The following is a 17,851-nucleotide window of genomic DNA, read 5'->3' on the forward strand; positions in this document are numbered from 1 at the left end:
ACATGGTCAGACCACACACTAGCAGAGGTCTCTTCCCCGTAGCCCGGTGGATACGGCATGGTTGTCACATGAGCGACTACACCGACCCCACGACGGCCAGCCAGCGCCTGAGCAACGCCGACCGCGACACGGCGGTGGCGGCCCTGGCCCGCGCGCTCGCCGACGGCCGCATCACCGCCGACGAGTTCACCGAGCGGTCGGCCTCAGCCAAGACCGCAGTGACGCGCGGCGACCTCTCCCCGCTCTTCGCCGACCTGCCCGATCCGGTCGAGCAGAGCATCCCCGCCTCCGCCACCGCGCCAGCTCCCGACCCCGACCTGCTGCCGCCCACCGCGTTCCGCGAGCAGCTCTACGACCCGAACGGCGTGCGCAGCGGCAGCGGCCGGCGGCAGCCCCTCGGCGGCTCGATGGGCCGGGTCATCGTGTCGCTCTCGCCGTTCCTGGCGCTCGCCCTGTTCTTCTTGTTCGGCTACCTGACCCCCGACGGCTTCCGCTGGTCGTGGATCTTCTTCGTGCTCATCCCGATCGCCGGCATCGTCGTCTACGGCGCAGGTTCCCGCCGCGACGACAATCGCTAGAGCTAGAGAGCGAAAGCCGCTGGGCGCTCCCACTCGACCCAGGGTGACGGCGCGGCCGCGAGCGACCGCACCGGAACATGTCCCGGAGCGCCGCACAGGGGGCGGCGCGACCGCGCTACGCCGCGCGAAGCACGGCGCAGCGCGCAACAACTCAGTCTTCGACGCCGGCCACGACCAGGATCGGCAGGTGGTCGCTCTCGCCCTGCGGGAGGGTGTCGATCGAGTCGATGCGGGTGTGCGCGCTCGTCACGAAGTCGAAGTGGCCCTTGAAGTACTTGTAGCGCGCGTAGGTCGGCTTGTCGCTGAACGACAGCAGGTAGCCCGACTCCTCCATGCGCTCGGAGAGGTTCGCGCGGAACCAGGGGTAGTTGTAGTCGCCCACCATGACGGTCGGCAGGCCCGGGCCCATCACGCGTAGCGCGTGGTGCGCGGCAGCGATCTGCTTGCGGCGAAGCGAGTTGGAGGCCGTCAGCGGCGCCGCGTGGAAGGAGCCCACCAGGATCTCCTTGCCGATCTCCTTGTCGAACAGCTTCGCCGCGAGCAACCGCTCGTGGGCCGGCGCCATCACGCGGTCGTGCATCGACTTGCGCAACGCGAAGACGCGGGTGGCGTGCAGCTCGAAGCGGTCTTCGCGATAGTAGACGGCGAGCCCCAGCCGGTTGGTCTTCGTGGAGTCGGCGAGCACGAGGTGGTCGATCCGCTCCGGGATGTCTTCGGTGTCGCACTCCTGCAGACACATGATGTCGACGTCGTACAACCGCGACAGATCACTGAGTTCGCCACTCGCGTGATGTTTGCGCAGGTTGTAACTGACGATGTTCAGTTCGCGTCCCATCTTCGTTCTTGCTGCACCTTCTCTAGCGCCTGTGCCGAAATGATCAGTGTTGCCCTTACGCCTCGCTCCGCAATTGTGGCACGTCCAGACCGGATTCGGCCTGTGTCCGACGTGAGTACTCGCCGGGAGCCATCCCCACCGCCTGAGCGAAGTCGCGGCTGAAGTGAGCCTGGTCGGCGTAGCCCAGTTCGGCGGCCAGGTCGGCCAGTGTCGAGGCTCCGCCGGCGCGCGGCTCGTCGCGGAGGCGTGCCGCCGCATCCTGCAGCCGTTGCCGCTGCAGCAGCCACTTCGGATTCATGCCCACGAACTCGGCGGTCAGCCGCTGCAGACTGCGCACGCCGAGACCGAATCGCCCGGCCAGCTCCTCGACGGTGCGCAGCTCGGGATCGGTCTCGACGGCGCGCACCACGTCGTTGATCACGGCGCCGCGCCCGGCGTCGAGGCGGAGGCCGCGCAACCAGTGCTCGAAGGCGGCGATCATGCCGGTGTCGTCGTCGCGGAGTGAGCGGATGCGCGCCACAAGTTCCGCCCCGCCGGTCACCAGCGTCGCGAGCGGTTCGGGCGCCTCGGACAGGCTGGCAACCGAGCGGGGGGCGCCGCGCGGGCCACCTCCTCGGGTGGCGGCGCCGCTGTCGCCCGCCTCGGCGGGGTTGCCGGTGTCGCCCGCGTAGGCCGGGTTGCCGCTGTCGCTTGCGTCGGCAGGGTTGCCGGAGCCACCTGCGTCGCCGGATGTCGCGTCGCCCGTGTCGCGTGAGTCGCCGGAGCCACCCGCGTGGACTTCCCCCCTCGCATCGAGCAGGGTGCGGGCGGCGCCCGGCTGCAGCATCACGCCGAACGCCCAACCCGTGCCCGCGAGGGTGCGCGATCCGACGCCGCGGGCGAGCCCGAAGAGCGCCGCGTAATCGTCGCCCACCACCAGGTTGCACGTGGCGTACTGCAGCAGCACTTCCTCGTGCGTTTCGCCGGGCGGAAGGCTCCAGCGCGGAATCCAGTAGTGGCGCACGAACGCCGTGAGGTCGGCGCTCGGCCGATACCGCTCGAGTCGTACCTTGGGCGCCGACTCCGCCGGGAACAGGATGCCGCGGCTCACGACCGGCGCGTCGCGCCACGCGTCCGCCCAACCGTCCGCGCCCACCTCAGCCCCCACGCCGCCACCCTACCGGCCTCCCCTCTTCGTGACCCCCCAGATTTTGCCCTGAACGCTCAGAACATGGCGGTTCATGGTGGGTCGCGGGTCGGTTCAGCTCGCGTAGGAGCCGGGATCGCCGGACGCCACCCTCCAATCGCCGGTCCACTCCTTTCGGCGCGAGAGTCGATACGTGCCCGGACCGAGTTCGACAGGCGGAAAATGCGGATGCCGGAGTTCCGCCGAGGCACCAGGTTCGACTCTGATCGTGCCCACCTCGAAGGTGATCGGAGGCCCAGCCCAGAACAGGACCTCGCCACGGGAGAGCAGGAGATGCCGCCGGCCGCGGCTCGTGACCTTCGGAATCGAAAAATCGGACCACACCGTCAGAGCGGACCCATCGCCGCTTTCCTCGGCGATCGGCAGGATCGCGAGTGCGCCCTGAAGGTCGCCGTGTCGTGCTGCTCCGATGTCGGCGTACTCCTCCTTCGTCCAGCCCCACAGCTCTGCCACGGCAGCGACCGGATCGCCGTGTTCCGCCGGGACGAGTTCGCCGTAGAGGTGAGGCACGCCGGCGGCCATCGTTCCGCGGTCACGCCACACGAGGGCGCGCGACGTTTCCCTGAGATCGTCGTCGCCGACGTCAGGCAGGTCATGGAGCTCGAGCATGGTGCCGGGGCGGCGGGCATCGTCCGCCGTCGCTATCGGACGCGAGCCCGTGTGATCAAGCCAGTATCCCCAGCCGAGGCGTTCGATCACGAGCCGCCGCACGTCGTCGTCGGATTCCGATCCGCTGATCGCGGAACCGATCTCCTGCAGGTGTCCGGCAGAGAGATGCTCGCCGTGCCAGAACGCGATCTCAGAGCCGTCGGCCCAGGCGATCGCCGGGCCCTCGGCCGCATGCGGGCGTCCGCCGTCGTCGCGCAGAAGCTGCCTCGGGTGTGGCGCGAGCACGACGACACCGTCGAGGAACCAGGCCGCGCACGATTGGCGAGCGATCTCGATGAGGCTTTTGGAGATCACGGACTGATCATTGGAGCGCCGGCCGACCAGCGCTCGCATCTCTGCACCCGCCTCGTAGGCGAGAGTCCAGGCATCCGCGAGGACCTCGGCCGCAGGTTCGTCGAGCCCCTCCTCCAGTGCGTCGAACACGGGCGCCCACAGCTCATCCCACACCTCAGCCTTCAGCAGAACCTCGGCTCGGGTGAGGCCGTCGTCCTCATCGTTCTCCGGTTCACCGCGGATCTCGGCGACGCGAACGGCCAGGTCTTCGCTGACAGATCGCGCGACCCCGTAACGCTGACTCGCGATGAGTGCGCCGTCGAGCAGTGAGCGCGCCCAGACGATCGTGACATCGCCGAAACCGCTGCGAGCGTACAGGGTGCCCACCCCGTGTTCGGCCCGTTGCGGCTCCCAGGGTGCACTAGGGAGGCAGGCGCGTGCGATGGTCATCGAGGCAGAGCGGAGATCCATTTACTGAGAATAACTCACAGCAGGCATTTCTCCTCTGCAGAATTGCGCCGAACTCAGCGGGCGGTGGGCTCGTAGCGCACGGGCGCGAAGGTATTCGCCACGATCGCGCGCAGGCCCTCGAGCGAGGTGTCGCCCGAGATCAGACCCTGCGCGCGTGCCTGCACCAGCACGTTGCCCACCGCGGTCGCCTCGACCGGCCCGGCGAGCACCGGGCGACCGGTGCGGTCGGCGGTCAGCTGGCAGAGGAGCGCGTTCTGCGATCCGCCGCCCACGACGTGGATCACCGAGATGCGCTTGCCCGAGAGCGAAGCCGCGGTCTCGATCGACGAAGCATAGGCATCCGCGAGGCTCTCGAGGATGCTGCGCACGAATTCGGCACGGCTCTGCGGCGCTGCGACCCCGTGTTCGGTGCACCACGATGCGATGCGCGACGGTATGTCGCCGGGCGCGACGAAGCGCGGGTCGGCCGCGTCGAACACCGGAACCGGCGTGGTGACGGCCGCGGCCGCGGAGATCAGGGTCGGCAGGTCGATCTGCTCGCCGCCCCGCTCCCACGTGCGCACCGACTCCGAGAGCAGCCACAACCCCGAGACGTTCTGCAGGTAACGGATGCGCCCGTCGACGCCGCCTTCATTGGTGAAGTTGGCGGCGCGGCTGTCTTCGGAGACCACCGGATGCTCGAGCTCGACTCCCACGAGCGACCAGGTGCCGCTCGAGATGTAAGCGAAATCGGTGCCGGTGGCCGGCACGGCGACGACCGCGGAGGCGGTGTCGTGCGACCCGACGGCACTGACCGGAAGCGCCCGAGCCGACCCGATCTCGGCCGCGACCGAGGGAAGCAGCGTGCCGACGGTCGAGCCGGGCGTGACGACCTCCGGGAAGATGCCACGCGGGAGGCCGAGGCGCGCGATCAACGCGTCATCCCATTCGCCCGTGTGCACGTTGAGGAGGCCGGTGGTGGAGGCGTTGGTCTGCTCGGCTCGCTGGGCGCCCGTGAGCCAGTAACCGATCAGGTCGGGGATGAGCAGCATCGACTGCGCCGGCACAAGGGAGCCCGCGATCTGCTCGGCCGCCAGCTGGTAGAGCGTGTTGAACGGCAGGAACTGCAGGCCGTTGGCCGCGTAGAGCTCCGCCGGGCCCACGATCGTGTGGGTGGCGTCGACTCCGGCCGCGGTTCGCTCGTCGCGGTAGTGGTAGGGGTTGCCGAGCATCCGTCCGTCGCGGATCAGCGCGTAGTCGACGGCCCAGGAATCGACCGCGATGCTGCGCACATCCGGCTCCTCGCGGAGGGCCGAGCCGAGGCCCACGATCACGTTGCGGTAGAGGTCGAGGATGTTCCAGTGCAGGCCGTCGACGATGCGCACGGGGTTGTTCGGAAACCGCGCGACAGGAACGAGTCGCAACTCGTCGTGCCCCACGTAGCCGAGCATGACCCGCCCGCTGGTGGCGCCGAGGTCGACGGCGGCGACTGCTGCTGTCATGCCCGGAGCCTAGCGGAGGAAGGCGGCCGCGACGCCCGCGTCGACCGGGATGTGGAGTCCGGTCGTGTGCGTGAGGTCGGCGCCGGTGAGGACGGCCACGGCGTTCGCCACGTTCTCGGGCAGCACCTCGCGCTTCAGCAGCGTGCGCTGGGCGTAGTAGGCGCCGAGCTCCTCCTCGGGCACGCCATAGACCGCGGCGCGCTTGGCGCCCCAGCCGCCGGCGAAGATGCCCGAGCCGCGCACGACTCCATCCGGGTTGATGCCGTTCACCTTCACGCCGTACTCGCCGAGCTCGGCGGCCAGCAGGCGAACCTGGTGAGCCTGGTCGGCCTTCGTGGCTGAGTAGGCGATGTTGTTGGGGCCGGCGAAGACAGAGTTCTTCGACGAGATGTAGATGATGTCGCCACCCATCTCCTGCTCGATCAGCACGCGGGCGGCGGCCTTCGACACGAGGAACGAGCCCTTGGCCATCACGTCGTGCTGCAGATCCCAGTCGGCTTCGGTGGTCTCGAGCAGGGGCTTCGAGATGGAGAGGCCGGCGTTGTTCACCACGAGGTCGAGCCCGCCGAACTGCAGCAGGGCGGCCTGGATGCCCGCGGTGATGTCGGCCTCGCTGGTCACGTTCGCCTGCACCCCGATCGCGACATCCGTGCCGCCCAGCTCTGCCGCAGCCGCCTGAGCTTTCGACAGGTCGAGGTCGGCGATGACGACGCATGCGCCCTCGGCGGCCAGGCGGGTGGCGATGGCCTTGCCGATTCCGGATGCCGCGCCGGTGACGAGCGCCACCCGGGTGGCGTGCGACTTCGGCTTCGGCAGGCGGGCGAGCTTGGCCTCTTCGAGGGCCCAGTACTCGATGCGGAACTTCTCGACCTCGTCGATCGGAGCGTAGGTGCTCAGCGACTCGGCACCCCGCATCACGTTGATGGCGTTGATGTAGAACTCGCCTGCCACCCGGGCGGTCTGCTTGTTGGCGCCGTAGGAGAACATGCCGACGCCCGGGATCAGAACGATCGCCGGATCGGCACCGCGCATCGCGGGGGAGTCGGGGGTCGCGTTGCGGTCGTAGTAGGCGGCGTAGTCGGCGCGGTACTCGGCGTGCAGCTCCTTGAGGCGTGCGATCGAGTCCTCGACGGATGCGTCGGCCGGGAGGTCGAGCACGAGCGGCTTCACCTTGGTGCGCAGGAAGTGGTCGGGGCAGCTCGTGCCGAGGGCAGCGAGTCGCGGGTGCTCGGCGCTCGCCAGGAAGTCCAGAACGACGGAGGCGTCGGTGAACGAACCCACCTGAGCCTTGTCGGTGGAGGCGAGCCCGCGGATGGTGGGGGCGAGCGCGGCGGCCTTCGCCTTCCGCTCGGCCTCGTCGAGCGCGCCGTAGCCCGCGAGGGCCGGTCCGAACGGGTCGGCCTTGCCGTTCTCCGCGATGTAGGACTCGGCGGTGCGGATGATCCACAGCGAGTTGGCCTCGGCCTCGTCGCTGGTGTCGCCCCACGCGGTGATGCCGTGGCCGCCCAGGATGCAGCCGATCGCATCCGGGTGGCTCCGCTTGATCTCGGCGATGTCGAGGCCGAGCTGGAAGCCGGGGCGGCGCCACGGCACCCAGACGACCTTGTCGCCGAAGATCGTGGTGGTGAGGGCTTCGCCGTCGGCCGCGGTCGCGATGGCGATGCCGGAGTCGGGGTGCAGGTGGTCGACGTGCGCCGCATCCACCAGGCCGTGCATGGCGGTGTCGATGCTCGGGGCTGCGCCGCCCTTGCCGAACAGCGTGTAGTCGAAGGCGGCCACCATCTCGTCTTCGCGGTCGACGCCCGGGTAGACGTTCACGAGCGCGCGCAGGCGGTCGACGCGCAGCACCGCGAGGCCCGACTCCTTCAGGGTGCCGAGGTCGCCGCCGGAGCCCTTCACCCACATCAGCTCGACCTCTTCGCCCGTCACCGGGTCGACCTCGAGGCCCTTGGCGGAGGTGTTGCCGCCGGCGTAGTTGGTGTTCTTCGGGTCGGAACCGAGGCGGTTCGAGCGCGCGATGAGCGCGGCGGCAGCGGGGGAGGTCATGGATGCTCCGTGAGGTGTCAGCTTGTGTTAACTTCACAAAACATAACAGGGCGGCATCCGCACGTCAACGACCGACGGGTGAACGCTGGGCAGCGGATTGGGCCCGGACTTCTCCAAACGGGCGCTCGACCGCGGGCGTAGGCGGGCGCGGTCGGCCACAGGGTTGGAGAAGTCCGCGGTCAGCGGAGCTCGACGAGGGGGCGCAGGGCGTCGAGACGGGGGTCGGTGGGGTCGAGTTCGGTGACCACGATCGAGATCTGCTCCCACGGGATGGCCACCGCGGTCGCCCGACGCTCGAGCTTGGCCGAATTGATCAGCAGAACCGTCTCGCGCGAGGCCCGAACGAGTTCGCGCTTCACCTGGGCCTCCTCGATGATCGTCTCGCTGGTGCCGTGCTCGAGGTCGGCGGCAGAGGCCGAGGTGAAGAAGCGGTCGTAGTTGAGCATCGCGGCGGCGGCGCACGCGATCGGTCCCACGAAGCTGTCGGTGCGGGGCTCCAGCTCGCCGCCGAGGAGGACGGCGCGCGAACCGCGCACGGCTCGGGCCCGGGCGTGATTGTGCGCCGAATTGGTGGCGATCACCAGGTCGGTGACGGTGCGCAGCTGCGCCAGCAGGTGCCCGGATGTCGACGACGCGTCGACCGCGACCGCCCCGCTCGCGGGAACCAGGTCGAGCGCCTTGCGGGCGATCTCGGTCTTGGCGGCATCGTCGACGCCTTGACGCTCGTCGAAGGAGCGCGCCTTCACGGTCGCCACGGCCCCGCCGCGCACGCGCACCACGACGCCCTCGCGTTCGAGGGCTTCGAGGTCGCGGCGCACGGTCATGGTCGACACGCCCAGGTCGGCGGCGGACTCCTCGAGCCGGATGACGCCGTCGTGCTGCAGGCTGCCGAGCAGCCGTTCGCGTCGCTCTGCGCCGATCACTGCGTTCTCCTTCCGCGCCGCCGCACCTGCGCCGCCGCCCCTGCGGCGCGGGGGGACATGCTCGGCTTAAGTCGCTCGCGCGGCCTCGGCCTCACCCTGGGTCGTCTGGGAGGGCCCAGCTGCCCTCGTTTCCCGTCACACTACCTTCTGCCTCGGGGGCCGTGCTGCGCGCGGCCGCCTCGGGTCGCGCCGGTCCCTGCCCGGCGCTCCGGGACATGTTCGCGTGCCGTCGCTTCGCGGCGCCGCGCTCACCCTGGGTAGTCGAAAAGGCCCAGACGGTTTCATTCCCGTGGTGACCGTTCTGGTCAGAGCTCGTTCACGCTCGTCTCGTGCTTTTGCTCAGGGGGTGATCTCGGCCACGTGCTCCAGGTCGGATTTGGGTGCACCCGACTTGTCGCGCTGGGTGGCGATGGCGGTGCCGGCGGCGGCGCAGACGATGCCGATGGCCACCACCTCGAGCACGGTGAACTGCTCGTTCAGGATGAGCCAGCCGAAGACCGCCGCCACCACCGGACCGAAGGCGGTGATGATGGCGTAGAGCCGCGGGGTGATCCGCCGCAGGATGAAGGTGTCGAGACTGTACGGCAGCGCCGACGAGAGGATGCCCACCCCGACGAGCAGCGCCAGAACCCGCCAGTCGATGACCGACACGTCGAAGGTGACCGCGGCGAGGGGGAGCAGGATGACCAGACTCACGATCCCCGCGACCGTCAAGCCCTCGAGTCCCGGCAGCCGGGTCGCGACCCGCCGGGTGAGCACGATGTAGGCGGCCCACGCGGCGGCTGCCGTGAGGGCGAGGGCGATGCCCCAGCCGTCGATGGTGCCATCGAATCCGGTGAGCAGGAACACGCCCCCGCCCGCGGCCACGGCGCAGATCACGTCGAGCAGGCGGCGGGAGGTGACGAGTGCGAGGGTGAGCGGCCCGAGGAACTCGATCGTCGCCGCTATGCCGAGACCCAGCAGGTGCACCGCCTGGTAGAAGGAGAGGTTCATCACGGCGAGCGCGAGTCCGAGGGCGATCGCCGGCCAGAGCCGCCGCCACGTGAGCTCGGATCGTTTCGGCCGATAGAACGGCAGCACCACCGCAGCCATCACGAGCTGCCGGGCGGCCACCACCACAGGCGCACCGACGATGGGAATGACGAGCCCGGCCAGCGCCGACCCGAGATTGATGCTCACCTCGGTGCCGAGCTGTGTCGCGGCCCCCACGGTGCGCCGCCGTGCCGCGACGGATGCGTCGGCGCCTGCACCCGACTCCCCGCCGCCCGCGCGCATCCGCTCCTCCGCCACCCCTCGACCCTACGGCACCCCTCCCTCGCGGCCCCGCGCGCTCGAATCGCCAAGACACGCCGCAACGCGGAGGACGGTTGCGGCGTGTCTTGGCGACTCGCGAGGGCCCGGGAGCGGAGGTGGCGGCAACGGAGACGAATTGCGGCCCGGAACACCCACCACCAGGGGTTCCGGGCCGCAAACCTGCGGTGCACGGTGCGCGGTGCACGGCGCGCGCGAGCGCGACGCTGCGGCGGCTACGCGCCCCAGCTCGCCTGGGCGCCGCCGACGCGGTCGGCCACGATCTGCTCCTGGTAGCCGGATGCCTTGAAGGCCGCGATCGGGTCGGCCGGCAGACCGCGCGACTCACGCCAGGCGGCCAGCGACGGCCGCACATCCGTGTAGAAGGCGTCCATCAGGATGCCGTTGGCGCCGAGCACGTCGTTCGCGTTCTGGGCCTCCAACAGTGCGGCACGGTCGACGAGCAGCGCGCGCGCCGTCATCTCCTGCACATTGAGCACCGAGCGCAGCTGACCCACGATCTTCTCTTCGATGTTGTGGCACTGGTCGAGCATGAAGGCCACCGGCGAATCGACCGCGTACCCGCCGCCGCGCACCACCTCGAAGAGGATGCGGAACAGCTGGAACGGGTCGGCCGCGCCGACGATCAGGTCGTCGTCGGCGTAGAAGCGCGAGTTGAAGTCGAACGAGCCGAGCTTTCCGAGGCGCAGCAGCTGCGCCACGATGAACTCGATGTTGGTGCCGGGAGCATGGTGTCCGGTGTCGAGGCACACGAAGGCGCGATCACCGAGCGCCGAGACGTGGGCGTAGGAGGTGCCCCAGTCCGGGACATCCGTGTGATAGAACGCCGGCTCGAAGAACTTGTACTCGAGCACGAGACGCTGCGACTCACCGAGCGCGTCGTAGATCGTCGACAGCGACTCGGCCAGCAGATCCTGACGCGAACGGATGTCGCCCTGACCGGGGTAGTTCGTGCCGTCGGCGAGCCAGATCTTGAGGTCGTGCGAGCCCGTCTGGTGCATGATCTCGATGCACTCGAGGTGGTGGTCGATGGCCTTCTGGCGGGTCGCCGCATCCGAGGAGGTGAGCGAGCCGAACTTGTACGCCTCGTCTTGGAAGGTGTTGGAGTTCACCGTTCCGAGGTCGACGCCGAGGTCGTTGGCGTAGGAGCGCAGGGCCGAGTAGTCGTCGACCTTGTCCCACGGGATGTGCAGGGCGACCTTCGGTGCGAGGCCGGAGTACTTGTTGACCTGGGCCGCATCCGCGATCTTCTCCTCCGGCGTGCGGGGAGTGCCCGGCGTGCCGAAGACCTTGAAGCGGGTGCCCGAGTTGCCGAACGCCCAGGAGGGCAGCTCGATCGCCTGACGCTCGAGCTCGGACGCGATGTCGCTGAACTGCACCATGGGAATTCTCTTTCGTAGATCTGGCTCATGACGAGCAGTGAATCGTTTCACCACTCACATTAGCGGTTTATCGGGGAAGTTGGTCCTCGAGGTGGAACACCTCGGTCAGTTGGAAGAAACCGGTGTCGGGAGCCCCGTCGAGATCGACGAAGAACTCGCTCATCTCGGCCTGCCACCGGGCGTTCACCTCGGTCGCCGCCATCCCGGCCTGGGCGGCCTCGAGCGACGGGGTCTCGAAGTAGCCGATCAGCAGTCCGTCGGGCCGCAGGAACAGGGAGTAGTTGTTCCAGCCGGTGTCTTTCAGCGCCTGGGCCATGTCGGGCCAGATCGCCGCGTGCCGGCGGGTGTACTCCGGGATGAGTTCGGGTTTCACCTGCAATTGGAAGCACACACGGGTCGAGTCCATCAGATCTCCCAGCTGCGTTTGGCCGTCATGTCGACGTGGCGGTGGCCGATGCCGAGCAGAGCCGCAGCGGCCTTGATGTCGGCGGCGCGGTGGCCGACGCAGAGCGCCCAGTGGTGGCCGATGCCGGTCTGCGACCACTCGTCGACCCACTCGCCCGGGTCGCCGCCGAAGTCGACGCGCGAGGTGGTGTTGCCGATCTCGAGCAGCGGGCCGGGCACCACGGTGCCCTCGGACGTGATGAACACGTAGGAGCCGTCGCGGTCCTGGCCGAGACCGAAGGTGGTGACTGGGCCGGGCTGCACGTCGAACTCGACCGAGACACCCCAACCGCGCTTGCCGTGATAGACGCCGAGGCCGCGCAAGAGCGGATCGCGCGCCGAGACAGCGAGGTGGGCGGGGCCGTCGTGGCCCATCTCCACCACGTCATCGAAGAAGTTGATGGCCTGGATCTCGGTGAACGACCCGCCGGAACCGATGGCCTGCGCTGCGAGCATCGCGATCGAGGTGCGCAGTTCGTATTCGCCGGCCATCGGGATGCCGCGGGCGGTGAGGATTGACGAGCCGAGGATCATCCCGGCGCCGAGGCGCTCGTGCTGCTCGCCCTGCAGGCCGCGGTGGTAGTAGGCGACGGTGTCGAGGTCGAAGTCGGTCACCAGCCGGTCGAGGGCGACGGACACTTTGGCGCCCCAGTCGAAGTCCTCCTGGTTCACCGACCCGTCGATGCTGAACAGCTCGCGGGCGAGGGCCACCCGGTCGCGCACCTGCGCATCCGTCACTTCGTCGACGCGCACGCGAAGGTCGTCGAACTCGAGCACCTCGACGTGCGAACCGAACTGGGTCTGCACGAGGGTGAGGTCGGTCGAGACATCCAGCATGCCCGGGTAGAGGTGCCCCATCAGGCCGTGGCGGGCGGTGCGGAGCCGGGCCCGCACGCCGGCGGCGTGCACCCACTGGTTGATGCGGGTCCAGGCCGATTCCTGCTTCAGGTGGCCCGAGACGGAGCGGAACGGGATGCCCGCGCGCTTGAAGACGTTGGCGACCTCGGGCACCGGGCACTGGCCGCAGTAGGCGAGCCACTTGCCGGTGTCGAAGTTCGCGTGATCCATCGCCTCGGTCGGCTGCAGGTCGATGACGAGCACCGGCGTGTGCGACTTCTGGGCGATGGGCAAGACCATCGAGGAGGTGAGGTAGGTGGTGAGGAAGATCACGATGAGGTCGCAGTCGGCGACCCGCAGCTTCTCGGCCGCGGCGGTGGCCTCGTGCGCATCCGACACGAAGCCGACGTCGACGACCTCGGCGTCGAGCTCGTTGAACCGGCCCGTCACGTAGGCCGACGACTCCTGCAGCTGAGGCAGCAGCTCGGGGAACTGCGGCCAGTAGGCCGCGAGACCACCGGCCACGAGACCGATCCGGGTCTTGCGCCGGGAGAAGGGGGTGAGGATGCTCATCACTGTTCCTGGGGGAGGGTGCGGGAGAGAGGATGGCCGGCGCCGGATGATGCACCCGACGCCGGCCGGAGACGGTTACGGCTTAGAAGTCGTAGTCGTCGATGTTGTCGGCGTTGAACTTGGTGGGCGGGCCGACGACGACGATGCCGTCTGCTCCCACGGTCTTCTCGCCCAGGTCGCCGGCGGTGAAGGTGTCACCCTCGGCGCCGGTGATGGTGCCGTCGACGAGCGCCTGGCCCGCGTAGGCGGCGACGTAGCCGAGCTGCGCCGGGTCCCACAGAGCGAACTCGGTGACGGTGCCGTCCTTGACGAACTCGCGCATCTCGTTCGGGAGACCGAGGCCGGTCAGTGCGACCTTGCCCTTGTAGTCCGACGTCGAGAGGTACTTCGCCGCTGCAGCGATACCGACCGTGGTGGGCGAGATGATGCCCTTGAGGTCGGGGTAGCTCTGCATGAGGCCCTGGGCCTCCTTGAAGGACTTGTCGGCGTCGTCGTCACCGTAGACCGTGGTCACGAGCTTGAGGTTCGCGTAGTCGGGGTTCGACGCCAGCTCCTCTTCCATGAACGTGATCCACTCGTTCTGGTTGGTGGCAGTCGCGGTGGCCGACAGGATGGCGATGTCGCCGCCTGCGTCGCCCAGCTGCTCGTGGAGCATCTCGAGCTGAACCAGCGCGACATCCTTCGCCACGACCTGGCTCACGAACACGTCGCGGAAGTCGGGGTTCGTGTCGGAGTCGAACGCGACGATCTTCGCGCCGGCCTCGCGGGCCTGCTGGAGCGACGGGCCGACGGCGTCGGGGTCGTTGGCGGCGATCACGATGACGTTCGCGCCCTCCTGCGTGGCCTGCTCGATGAAGGGCACCTGCGCGCTGGCGCTGGCCTCCAGCGGGCCGAGAGTCGAGGCTTCGAAGCCGATTTCCTCGGATGCCGCGTCGCCGCCGCCGAGAACGACGTCGGTGTACGGGTTGTTCAGCTGCTTGGGCAGGAACACGATCGAACCGGGGCTGTCGCCACCGGCGCCGTCGGTCGATGAGGCGTCGTCAGACGTGGCCGCGCATCCGGTCGCTACGAGGGCGAGGGTTGCGGCAATGGCTGCGAAGGATGCGATCCGTCGTCCGTTGCGGGAGCCGGAGCTCCCGGACTTGTGAAACAACTCCATTGTTCTTCCTTTCTTAGGGCACGCCTGGTGCGTTAGGCGCTGGTTTGACCTGAGGTGGACAACCTCTGGACTTCTCGGCGAACCCGGGACAACCGGATGCGCTCACGCACCCAGCCGGTGAAGCTGGGTCCGACGACGGAGATCACGAGCAGGGCGCCTGTGACGATGACGAGCGTGGTCTCGGGAACCTTCGCGAGACGGAGGGCGTAGGTGAGTGTTCCGATCAGCAGCACGCCGCCGACGACGCCGGGGATCGTGCCCTTGCCGCCGAAGATCGAGACTCCACCGAGCAGCACGGCGGCGATGACGCTCAGTTCGATGCCGGTGGCGTTGTCGGGGCCGGCGCTCGCGAATCTCAGCGTCCAATAGACGCCCACGAGCGAGGAGACGACTCCGGTGGCGACGAACAGCCAGAACTTCGCGTGGCCGACGCGGATGCCCACGAAGGTCGCCGCTTCTTTGCTGAAGCCGAGCGCGTAGAGCCCGCGGCCGAAGGGGGTGAAGTGCAGCAGCACACCGAAGAAGACGATCACGACGAGCACGAGCACCATCACGACCGGGATGCCCGTCGCGCCGAACTTCGCCGTGGAGAGAGCCGTGAGCTCGGTCGGGAAGTTCGAGACCTTGCCGTCGCCGATCACCACGAGGGCGAGGCCGCGGTAGAGCGCGAGCGTTCCGATCGTGACGGCGAGTGACGGCAGGCCGAGCGTGGTGATGAGGAACCCGTTGAAGGCGCCCGCCGCGACACCGACGAGGAGGCAGAGCAGGATGACGATCCAGATGTTCAAGCCGCTGTCGCGCCAGAGCACACCCATCACCGCACTGGTGAGGCCGGCCGTGCTGGCGACCGAGAGGTCGATCTCGCCCGAGATGATGACGAGGGCCATCGGCATGGCGATCAGAATGATCGGCACGATCTGGATCAGCAGGAAGCCGACGGTGAGGGTGCTCGCGAAGTTCTTCACCGAGATCATCGAGACGAGGATCACGACGAGGAGCACCGCGAAGATGATAGCGTCGTTGCCGCGTAGCCAGCGCGGGAGGCCGCGCTTGGGGGCGGCCGAGGTGTCGATCAGAGTCTCAGACATCGCGAGCCTCGCTTACTCGTAGCTTCCGGGTATTTCGGATGCTCACCACACGGTCGACCACGATGGCCGCGAGGATGAGCACGCCGACGATGGCTTGCTGCCAGAACTTGTCGACCCGGGTCGCGGTGAGCGAGCTCGTGATTGTCGAGAGCAGCACCGCGCCGATCGCGGCGCCCACGACGGTGCCGGAGCCGCCGAAGATGGCGACACCGCCCACCACGACCGCTGCCACCACGTCGAGTTCGAGACCCGAGCCGGTGAGGGCGCCGACGGAGTTGTACCGCGAGGCGTAGAGGATTCCGGCTAGCCCCGTCAGGGCGCCGCAGGCGATGAACGCGGCCATCACGCGGCGTCCGGTCGAGATGCCGAACAGCTTCGCGGCATCCGGATCGGAGCCGATGGCGTAGAGGTCGCGTCCGCCGCGTCGGAAGGCCAGCACGACGGCGACCACGACCACGACGACCACGGCGATGATGGTGATGAGCGGGAAGCCGAAGAAGGTGTCGACGGAGAGTTGGCCGAACTCCTTGGGGTTGTCGCCCGAGAAGTACTGCTTGCTCCCGGCCCAGGTGGCGAGGATGCCGCGGTAGATGTACAGCGTGCCCAGGGTGATCACCAGCGCGGGAACCTTGGCGAGCGTGACCAGCAGACCGTTGATGGCGCCGAGCACGCCGCCGAAGACGATGCCGATGAGAAAGACGAGCGGAATCGGCATCCCGGGCGCGATGTTGAACAGTGTGCCCGTGCCGAAGGCCACGAGGCCCACGATCGAGCCGATCGACAGGTCGACATTGCGAGTGATGATGACGAGCGCCTGACCCACGGCCAGGATGATCATGATCGTCGCGTTCAGCAGCAGGTCTTTGACGCTCTGCGGCGAGAGGAAGAGCGGGTTGATCGCGAAGGTGACGAGCACCAGCACGACGAGCGCGGCGGCGACCGGGATCTCGCGCTGACGGAGGAAGGTTCTCATGAGGCGGCTCCTTCGGACGACGCGGTCGCAGCGTGCATGACGCGCTCGGCGGTTGCCTCCTCGCGGGAGAACTGGGCGGAGATCCGGCCCTCGTGCATCACGAGCACGCGATCGGCCATTCCGAGCACTTCGGGGAGCTCGGAGGAGATCATGAGCACGGCGATGCCGCGGCCGGCGAGATCGGAGAGCAGGCGGTGCACCTCGGCCTTGGTGCCGACGTCGATGCCTCGGGTGGGTTCGTCGACGATGATGAGCTTGGGTTCGGTCGCGAGCCACTTGGCGATGACGACCTTCTGCTGGTTGCCGCCGGAGAGCGTGGAGACGGCGTAATCCTGCGATCCGGTTTTCACCTGCAGGCGCTTGGACCACTCCTCCGCGACCCGGCGCTCGGTGCGGCCGTTGATGAGGCCGAACTTCGCGAGCGACTTTCGCAGGGTGAGGGTGGCGTTCTTGGCGACCGAGAGGTCCATCACGAGTCCCTGTTTGCGGCGGTCCTCGGGCACGAAGCCGATACCGGCGTCGATCGCGGCCTGCGGGCTGTGCGGCTTGAGGGCCTTGCCGCCCAGGGTCACGCTGCCCGCGTCGTACTTGTCGATGCCGAAGACGGCTCGCGCCACCTCGGTGCGCCCCGCACCCACGAGGCCGGCCAGGGCAACGATCTCGCCCGCCCGCACCTCGAAGTCGATGCCTGTGAAGACGCCGGCGCGGCCGAGACCTTCGACCTTCAGCACGGTGGCGCCGATCTCGGCCTCCGACTTGGGGAAGAGGGCGTCGATGCTGCGTCCCACCATCTCGCGCACGATCTCGTCGACCGTGACGGCCGTCGTGTCGTGCGTTGCGATGTAGCGGCCGTCGCGCATCACGGTGATGCGATCACACAGGGCGAAGACCTCGTCGAAGCGGTGCGAGATGAAGAGGATGCCCGCGCCCCGCTCGCGCAGGGAGCGTGCCACACCGAACAGACGGTCGACTTCCACGCCGGAGAGGGCGGCGGTGGGCTCGTCCATCACGAGCACGCTCGCGTCGAGTGAGATGGCCTTGGCGATCTCGATGATCTGCTGGTCGGCGATGGAGAGACCCTCGGCCACGCGGTCGGGGTCGATCGGAACGCCGAGGCGGGTGAACAGCTCCCGGGCCTGGCGGCGCATCTCGGCGCGGTTGATCAGGCCGGCACGATTGCGCGGCTGGCGGCCGATGAAGATGTTCTCGGCGACGGTGAGGTCGGGGAAGAGCGTCGGCTCCTGGTAGATCACCGAGATGCCGGCGTCTTTGCTGTCGGCGGGGGTGCGGAAGCTCACCGGTTCGCCGCCGACGAGGAATACGCCGCCGTCGGGTTGGTGCACTCCGGCGAGGATCTTGACGAGCGTCGACTTGCCGGCGCCGTTCTCGCCCACGAGAGCGTGGATCTCACCCGGCCGGATGTCGATGGTGCCGTCGGCGAGGGCGATCACCGGGCCGAAGGTCTTGCTCGCCCCGGTCAAGGAGAGCGCCGACACCGTCGGTGTCACGTCTGCCGGAAGAGTTCCGGTATAGGGGTCAGTCGCCATTGGCTACCCACCACCTCCGCATCGAGGTCTGAAGAGTGAATCGTTTTACTGTGGTGCAGCCATGACTCTACGGTG

General features: G+C 68.5%; 15 protein-coding genes. 1 reads left to right on the forward strand and 14 read right to left on the reverse strand.

The window, feature by feature from the left end:
- The first annotated feature begins 68 nt into the window (after positions 1–68).
- Positions 69–578, forward strand: coding sequence for a DUF1707 SHOCT-like domain-containing protein (locus N1027_RS05170; RefSeq protein WP_259505867.1), 510 nt, complete (start codon positions 69–71; stop codon positions 576–578).
- A 151-nt stretch (positions 579–729) separates the two neighbouring features.
- Here the strand turns inward: N1027_RS05170 and N1027_RS05175 are convergent, their stop codons facing one another.
- The 14 genes from N1027_RS05175 to N1027_RS05240 all read right to left on the reverse strand — a co-directional run bounded on the left by N1027_RS05175 (position 730) and on the right by N1027_RS05240 (position 17,776).
- Complete coding sequence (locus N1027_RS05175) at positions 730–1,413, reverse strand: endonuclease/exonuclease/phosphatase family protein (RefSeq protein WP_259505869.1); 684 nt, start codon at positions 1,411–1,413, stop codon at positions 730–732.
- 55 nt (positions 1,414–1,468) lie between these two features.
- Positions 1,469–2,560, reverse strand: coding sequence for a helix-turn-helix domain-containing protein (locus tag N1027_RS20100; RefSeq protein WP_259505871.1), 1,092 nt, complete (start codon positions 2,558–2,560; stop codon positions 1,469–1,471).
- 93 nt (positions 2,561–2,653) lie between these two features.
- Positions 2,654–4,012, reverse strand: a complete 1,359-nt coding sequence (locus tag N1027_RS05185; RefSeq protein WP_259505872.1) for a DUF6745 domain-containing protein — start codon at positions 4,010–4,012, stop codon at positions 2,654–2,656.
- A 53-nt stretch (positions 4,013–4,065) separates the two neighbouring features.
- The gene (locus tag N1027_RS05190; protein ID WP_259505873.1) at positions 4,066–5,493 is read right to left on the reverse strand and encodes a rhamnulokinase; all 1,428 of its coding nucleotides are present in this window, start codon (positions 5,491–5,493) and stop codon (positions 4,066–4,068) included.
- A gap of 9 nt (positions 5,494–5,502) precedes the next feature.
- On the reverse strand, positions 5,503–7,539 hold the full coding sequence (locus N1027_RS05195; RefSeq protein ID WP_259505874.1) for a bifunctional aldolase/short-chain dehydrogenase: 2,037 nt from the start codon (positions 7,537–7,539) through the stop codon (positions 5,503–5,505).
- A 179-nt stretch (positions 7,540–7,718) separates the two neighbouring features.
- Positions 7,719–8,462, reverse strand: a complete 744-nt coding sequence (locus tag N1027_RS05200; RefSeq protein ID WP_259505875.1) for a DeoR/GlpR family DNA-binding transcription regulator — start codon at positions 8,460–8,462, stop codon at positions 7,719–7,721.
- Between the two features lie 339 nt (positions 8,463–8,801).
- Positions 8,802–9,752, reverse strand: coding sequence for an EamA family transporter (locus N1027_RS05205; protein ID WP_259505876.1), 951 nt, complete (start codon positions 9,750–9,752; stop codon positions 8,802–8,804).
- A gap of 236 nt (positions 9,753–9,988) precedes the next feature.
- The gene (gene rhaI / locus N1027_RS05210; protein ID WP_259505877.1) at positions 9,989–11,155 is read right to left on the reverse strand and encodes an L-rhamnose isomerase; all 1,167 of its coding nucleotides are present in this window, start codon (positions 11,153–11,155) and stop codon (positions 9,989–9,991) included.
- Positions 11,156–11,222: 67 nt separating this feature from the next.
- Positions 11,223–11,561, reverse strand: a complete 339-nt coding sequence (locus N1027_RS05215; RefSeq protein WP_259505879.1) for an L-rhamnose mutarotase — start codon at positions 11,559–11,561, stop codon at positions 11,223–11,225.
- Positions 11,561–13,009, reverse strand: coding sequence for an L-fucose/L-arabinose isomerase family protein (locus N1027_RS05220; protein ID WP_259505881.1), 1,449 nt, complete (start codon positions 13,007–13,009; stop codon positions 11,561–11,563). The genes N1027_RS05215 and N1027_RS05220 overlap by 1 nt, the downstream gene beginning before the upstream one ends.
- 82 nt (positions 13,010–13,091) lie before the next feature.
- Entirely contained in the window at positions 13,092–14,168 is a 1,077-nt protein-coding gene (gene rhaS, locus N1027_RS05225) for a rhamnose ABC transporter substrate-binding protein (RefSeq protein ID WP_259505883.1), read from the reverse strand.
- A gap of 32 nt (positions 14,169–14,200) precedes the next feature.
- Positions 14,201–15,256, reverse strand: a complete 1,056-nt coding sequence (locus tag N1027_RS05230) for an ABC transporter permease (RefSeq protein ID WP_259505890.1) — start codon at positions 15,254–15,256, stop codon at positions 14,201–14,203.
- A complete protein-coding gene (locus N1027_RS05235) occupies positions 15,249–16,229 on the reverse strand; it encodes an ABC transporter permease (RefSeq protein ID WP_259505891.1) in 981 nt (326 codons plus the stop codon). The genes N1027_RS05230 and N1027_RS05235 overlap by 8 nt, the downstream gene beginning before the upstream one ends.
- The gene (locus tag N1027_RS05240) at positions 16,226–17,776 is read right to left on the reverse strand and encodes a sugar ABC transporter ATP-binding protein (protein WP_259505892.1); all 1,551 of its coding nucleotides are present in this window, start codon (positions 17,774–17,776) and stop codon (positions 16,226–16,228) included. The genes N1027_RS05235 and N1027_RS05240 overlap by 4 nt, the downstream gene beginning before the upstream one ends.
- Positions 17,777–17,851: the final 75 nt, after the last annotated feature.

This window comes from Herbiconiux aconitum, from assembly GCF_024979235.1.
Lineage (GTDB): Bacteria > Actinomycetota > Actinomycetes > Actinomycetales > Microbacteriaceae > Herbiconiux > Herbiconiux aconitum.

Coding starts and splice junctions, on each gene's coding strand:
- rhaI (WP_259505877.1), bottom strand. CDS start 11,155: ATGGTGCAGTTCAGCGACATCGCGTCCGAGCTCGAGCGTCAGGCGATC.
- N1027_RS05240 (WP_259505892.1), bottom strand. CDS start 17,776: ATGGCGACTGACCCCTATACCGGAACTCTTCCGGCAGACGTGACACCG.
- N1027_RS05230 (WP_259505890.1), bottom strand. CDS start 15,256: ATGTCTGAGACTCTGATCGACACCTCGGCCGCCCCCAAGCGCGGCCTC.
- N1027_RS05235 (WP_259505891.1), bottom strand. CDS start 16,229: ATGAGAACCTTCCTCCGTCAGCGCGAGATCCCGGTCGCCGCCGCGCTC.
- N1027_RS05195 (WP_259505874.1), bottom strand. CDS start 7,539: ATGACCTCCCCCGCTGCCGCCGCGCTCATCGCGCGCTCGAACCGCCTC.
- N1027_RS05185 (WP_259505872.1), bottom strand. CDS start 4,012: ATGGATCTCCGCTCTGCCTCGATGACCATCGCACGCGCCTGCCTCCCT.
- N1027_RS05175 (WP_259505869.1), bottom strand. CDS start 1,413: ATGGGACGCGAACTGAACATCGTCAGTTACAACCTGCGCAAACATCAC.
- N1027_RS05170 (WP_259505867.1), top strand. CDS start 69: ATGAGCGACTACACCGACCCCACGACGGCCAGCCAGCGCCTGAGCAAC.
- N1027_RS05220 (WP_259505881.1), bottom strand. CDS start 13,009: ATGAGCATCCTCACCCCCTTCTCCCGGCGCAAGACCCGGATCGGTCTC.
- N1027_RS05190 (WP_259505873.1), bottom strand. CDS start 5,493: ATGACAGCAGCAGTCGCCGCCGTCGACCTCGGCGCCACCAGCGGGCGG.
- rhaS (WP_259505883.1), bottom strand. CDS start 14,168: ATGGAGTTGTTTCACAAGTCCGGGAGCTCCGGCTCCCGCAACGGACGA.
- N1027_RS05215 (WP_259505879.1), bottom strand. CDS start 11,561: ATGGACTCGACCCGTGTGTGCTTCCAATTGCAGGTGAAACCCGAACTC.